7 protein-coding genes are annotated in these 4,845 nt (G+C 68.3%); 1 reads left to right on the forward strand and 6 read right to left on the reverse strand.

Features of this window, described 5'->3' with window-relative positions:
- Positions 1-69: 69 nt before the first annotated feature.
- Complete coding sequence (locus IEZ17_RS41290) at positions 70-522, reverse strand: VOC family protein (protein ID WP_189308780.1); 453 nt, start codon at positions 520-522, stop codon at positions 70-72.
- 93 nt (positions 523-615) lie between these two features.
- Here IEZ17_RS41290 and IEZ17_RS41295 point away from each other — a divergent pair, with 93 nt between their 5' ends.
- Positions 616-1,605, forward strand: a complete 990-nt coding sequence (locus tag IEZ17_RS41295) for a helix-turn-helix transcriptional regulator (RefSeq protein WP_189308781.1) — start codon at positions 616-618, stop codon at positions 1,603-1,605.
- A gap of 95 nt (positions 1,606-1,700) precedes the next feature.
- Here the strand turns inward: IEZ17_RS41295 and IEZ17_RS41300 are convergent, their stop codons facing one another.
- The 5 genes from IEZ17_RS41300 to IEZ17_RS41320 all read right to left on the reverse strand — a co-directional run bounded on the left by IEZ17_RS41300 (position 1,701) and on the right by IEZ17_RS41320 (position 4,760).
- Complete coding sequence (locus IEZ17_RS41300; RefSeq protein WP_189308786.1) at positions 1,701-2,174, reverse strand: hypothetical protein; 474 nt, start codon at positions 2,172-2,174, stop codon at positions 1,701-1,703.
- 471 nt (positions 2,175-2,645) lie between these two features.
- The gene (locus IEZ17_RS41305; protein ID WP_189308782.1) at positions 2,646-2,909 is read right to left on the reverse strand and encodes a profilin family protein; all 264 of its coding nucleotides are present in this window, start codon (positions 2,907-2,909) and stop codon (positions 2,646-2,648) included.
- Complete coding sequence (locus tag IEZ17_RS41310; protein ID WP_189308783.1) at positions 2,867-3,082, reverse strand: profilin; 216 nt, start codon at positions 3,080-3,082, stop codon at positions 2,867-2,869. Before IEZ17_RS41310 ends, IEZ17_RS41305 begins: the two co-directional genes overlap by 43 nt.
- A gap of 325 nt (positions 3,083-3,407) precedes the next feature.
- Positions 3,408-3,791, reverse strand: a complete 384-nt coding sequence (locus IEZ17_RS41315) for a 2'-5' RNA ligase family protein (protein WP_189308784.1) — start codon at positions 3,789-3,791, stop codon at positions 3,408-3,410.
- Positions 3,792-3,854: 63 nt separating this feature from the next.
- Positions 3,855-4,760, reverse strand: a complete 906-nt coding sequence (locus IEZ17_RS41320; protein WP_229853131.1) for an ATP-grasp domain-containing protein — start codon at positions 4,758-4,760, stop codon at positions 3,855-3,857.
- Between the last annotated feature and the right edge of the window lie 85 nt (positions 4,761-4,845).

The raw sequence follows: 4,845 nt of genomic DNA on the forward strand, positions 1-4,845 counted from the left end.
CCCGCCGCTGCCACTACCAACGCCGAGGCCACGACCCCCACATGCGGTTGCAGTATTAGCTGTGATGTCTCAGGACGTTGGTTCCACGACGTCCTCCATGGATGGGATGGACGGTCGCCGGCGCGACGGTGCGAACTTCTCGATGGCCGCCGGGGTGACGGGCGTGAAGAAGTTGACGAGGTTGCCGTCGGGGTCGCGGAACAGCAGCGATCGGTTGCCCCAGGGCATGGTGGTGGGCTCGGTGACGAAGTCGGTGACGAAGCCGGCCAGGTTCTGGTGAACGCGGTCCACGTCGTCGACGAGGAACTCGGTGATCACGCTGTGGTTGTCCGCCGGGCGAGCAGAGCCCGGGGCGAACAGCGGGACGGTGCGCGTGCCGGCGATCGCAAGGGTGGCGCCCGCGGTCTTGAGTTCGGCGAAGTCTTCGGTGGCCCACGTCGCCCGCGCCCCTGTGGCTCGCTCGTAGAACTCGACGAGGCGCGCTACGTCGCTGGTGATGATGCGGATCGAGACGAAGTCCATGCGGATCTCCTTGGCTGTGCGGGAGGCGTGCACGTCGCAGGCTAGGAGAAATAGTGGACAGAATCGGTCCTGTATCCGCGCTAGGTTGTGCACATGCCTCGCCCCACTGGCCGCGTGCTGACACTCCTGGAGCTGCTGCAGTCGGGCGGCACCCGGACTGTGGCCGAACTCGCCGACCGGCTCGGCGTCGACGGGCGCACCGTGCGGCGGTATGTGGACCAGCTGATCGACCTGGACGTGCCTGTGGAATCGGTGCGAGGCCGCTACGGCGGGTACCGGCTCGGCCCCGGGTACCGTCTGCCTCCGCTCATGCTCAGCGACGACGAGGCGCTGGCCGTGCTGCTCGGCCTGGTCGCCGGCCGCCGAGCAGGGTTGACGACGACGGAGCGCACGGCAAGCGAGACGGCATCGGCGAAGATCCGGCGGGTGCTGCCCAAGCACATCGCCCGTCGGCTCGACACACTCCTGGAATCTCTCGCCTTCACAGATCAGCCCGGCGAGTTCGACCACCCGGACGCCGGGGTCCTGCTCACCCTCGCCGATGCGGTGCGCCACCGCCGGCCGGTCTCGATCCGCTACACCGACCGCGACGGACGGCGCAGCGAACGCACACTGCACGCGTACGGGATCGTCGCCCATTCGGGCCGGTGGTACGTCACGGGCGAGGACGCCCAGATCGGCGAGCACCGAACCTTCCGGCTCGATCGCATCGCAGACGCGCGGACCCTGCCCGGCTCGTTCGAAGCGCCCGTGGGCCCGGGGCCGGCACAGCGCCTGGTGTCAGGGTTCGCCACGGCCGAGTACCGGCATGAGGTGACCCTGCGGATCCACGGGACAGTTGAGCAGATCCGCGCGCACCTCCCCGCCAGCGTCGCGATTCTGGAGGAACACAAGCCCGCGGCCGGCCAGGACCCGGCGGCCGAGCACTGGCTGCGCGTCGAGCTGCGGGCGGAACGGCTCGACTGGTTGCCTCCGGTACTCGCCTCACTCGACCGGCCGTTCGTCATCGAGCGCCCCGACGAACTCCGAGACCTCGTCATCGCACTCGCCGATCGCCTCACGTCCTACGCCCACCAAGCCTGACGGCGAGGAACCAATGTCATCAGGTGGCCCACTTAGCCGCATGCGCTGCTGTCGCGGCGAAAGGGAACCAGCAGAGCAACACACTGCGCGCAGGGTCAGTTGTCGTCCGGGTCTTCCCCGGCGTAGAGCCGTGTATCGAGGTCGGCGGCCCAGGCCAGAGCCCAAGCGCGCAGGTCTGCTACCTGCCCAGGGCTCCGGCCGTAGTCGGTGAAGTCCTGGTCGTCCCACCACCCGGCGCCGGCGAGGCGGTCGCGGAGGTCGTGGAGGCTGAATTCGAGGCGGGTGTGGCGGCGGCCGAGGTCTTCAAGGTCGGCGGTGGTGCGATGCCGGGTCGCGGCGTGGGCGTCGATGAGGTCGCGGACTGCGCCGCGGTCGGCTGGTGCTCGGACCTTGGTGCCGATCACGTCGTCGAGCGAGAGAACGGACCGTACTCGGTGCAGCGGCAGGTCGACTGTGCCGTGGGCGGGACCGGTCAGGTCCTCCAGCCGAGCGGGCAGCCGCTTCACGTACTGCGCGCACAACAGGTCGAACGCCTTCGGCACCGGAAACGAGGGGGACTGCACGGTCATGCCGCCAGTTTCGCCCGGCGGGCCGCGCGGTTGCTACGAAGCGCCTGAATCGGCCGGGTACCCCGGACGGGACCGCCGCTCGCCCGCGGCACTACGGCGTCTGCCCGTCCACCCCCGCCCTCGTACGCTGCGGCGATGGCTGAAACAGCGGGTGGAACCTCCGCCTGACTCGCTAGAGTCACAGCAACCGGCCCCGGCCGCTGCCCTTTCCCCCGTGGGCCAGCGCCGGGGCCGACTCGTATGCTCCGGGCGCCAGGCGGAGAGTGTGACGGCCCCCGCCCGACGCCCGGTCTGCTTCCGGCGGACGGGCGGAACCAGCGTGCCTTCCCGCCCGCGCAGGCACGCCGGACGGACCGTGCCACACCGTTGGCCGTGGTGGCTGTACGCGAAGCCTGGGGGAGTCCAGAGGGCCGGGCATCGTTTCGATGCCCGGCCGTCGTGTACCGGGTGGAGCGTGGGGCCGACCAGCTGTCAGTAATCCCTGCTCTTCAGGTCGTCGACGGTCTTCGTGAGGGCGTCCCTTACGTGGCTACCGGTGGGGTCCTGGCTGTAGCCCCCCAGTTCGCCGCGGATGGGAGCGCTGAGGGCGGTGGTGTCGTAGATGCCGACCATGATGGTCTTGTCGGATGCGGCTGCCATGAAGCCGTTGGCGCCGGACTTGCCATGGACGAACTCATCTTCGACTCGGGTGATCACGTACTTGATTCCGGCGACGGTGAGGCTGGTACCCGGCACGTTTCCAGGTCGGCGAAGGCTTTGGACATGGCGGCGCCTTCGCCGAGGGTGATCGCGGCGCTGTCGGGGAGCTTGCCCAACACGTCGCCTTCCGGCTTATCGATGATCGCGCCCTGCTTGATCGCGCTGGTCGCATCCGTCATGACTTTCACATACGCCTGCCAGCCCGACATACGGTTCCCTCCCGTGGCCCGCCCAGCGTGGGACAGCCGCGTGGTCTTGACATGTGGCGAGTGACGCCATGGGACGCTGCGTCATGATCCGGCCAGAGGCCGTCTACTGCCGCAGACCCCCAAACGAAAGAACGGGCCGAACAACCGGGACAGGCCGGGTTCACACGCCAGGCCACACAACCCATCGGACAGGCCCTCCAGGCGGGCACCCGCAACGCGGCCGTAGCCGTGGGGGCGAGCGTGTGGAGCTGGCGTGGCTGCCGGGCGGACATCAGCGGGCACGCCAGCCCTGCGATCGCGAAGAGGTCGTCGCGGTACTGCGGCATCACCGTGTGCAGTCAGCACTGGAGGGGCCGCTGGGGGTTGCTGCCTCCCCTCGGATGGCCTCCGGAGTGATCTCCGGCCGGTCCACCGCCAGGTCGAAGGCGGGGACGGACGCAAGACGTTGCCGGGCTGCGGTGAGGATGGCGCGGACCTCGTCTTGTGGGACGCGGTCGGCGAAGTCGAGCCCCTGGGTGGTCAGGTGGAGGTTCTGATCGGGCACGAGATCCAGGCCTTCGACGTCGGTCAGGGCACGCCGGTAGTCGGCGGCCAGGCGGTGCAGGCTGTCGGTGCGCTGAAAGGTGAAGTGGAAGGTGAAGAAGCGGGCGCCGGGCTCCCAGCCGGGCCTCCACCACCAGTGATCGGTCGTACGGTCGGTGTGTGCCATGGGCCGCGTCCCATCGGTCGATGTTCCGTAAAGCGGCGGCTGGACCGGGGCCCGCTTGCCTGATCACAGCATGGCCAGGTGCGCTTCCACGTACGGGACCGCGACCGACTCCGCGGGGTGCACCGAGCCGAGCATCGGGTGCACGTTGACTTCGAACACCACGCCGCCATTCTCAACGGCGAGGTCGACGCCGGCGAATGGCAGACCCATGGACTCGGTGGCCGACACGGCCAGCTTGCAGAGTTCTGCGGGCAGGTCATCAATCGGCAAGGGGGTGCAGCCCGCTCCCTGAGCTTCGTTGCAGGGAGAATCCGGATCCGCCTGGACATGTTCACACGCCTGTAGCGGGCGCCCGTGCAGCACGGACACACGGAATTGATGGCGCAGCCCATCGGAGTTGAAGTTTTCGGCATCCCGGGACATCAACCAGTCCTGCTCGGAATGGGCGTAGTGGCTGATCACGGTGCGCAGTTGCTCAGGAGTGGTGATGTGGAAGACGTCATTTCCGCAGGTGCCCAGCACCGGCCGAGCCCAGACGTTTCGGCCGAGTTTCTCGAATGCGGCGGCGGCTCTCTGCGAGCTGGGCCGGGACAGACTGATGGTTTCCATGTGCGGGATACCGTGCTGGGCGAACCGCTCCACCGTGAGGTTCTTTTCGGTGGCCGTCCGCCAGGCACTGGCGTCTGTTCCGAGCGAGGTCACCCCGTGCCGGCGCAGCAGTCGCTGGAACGGGGCGAAGCCGCGGCGTTCGGGAGGCTGAATCTCGTAGATGAGTACGGCCGAAGGGGTCACCGTCTGGCCCTCGGGCGGCACCTCGAACCGGACTCCTGCGTCGACGAGGTGTGTCCGACCGGTCCCACCGGTCATGAAGTGCCGCGCATCGATCAGTACGGGTGGTCGTCCGGTGAGCAACTCGACGGCAGCGGCCAGAGCGGAACGACTGCCCTCCAACGAGCCGTGATCGGTCATCAACACAATCTCGCGTGTGCCCATATCGGCCTAGTAGCGCGTCGCTGCTTAGTTGTGGCATGACTGGTTGGGAGACTGGCGTCTG

Origin of the sequence: Streptomyces albospinus, from assembly GCF_014648695.1 — a bacterium.
In the GTDB taxonomy this organism is placed as follows: Bacteria; Actinomycetota; Actinomycetes; order Streptomycetales; family Streptomycetaceae; genus Streptomyces; species Streptomyces albospinus.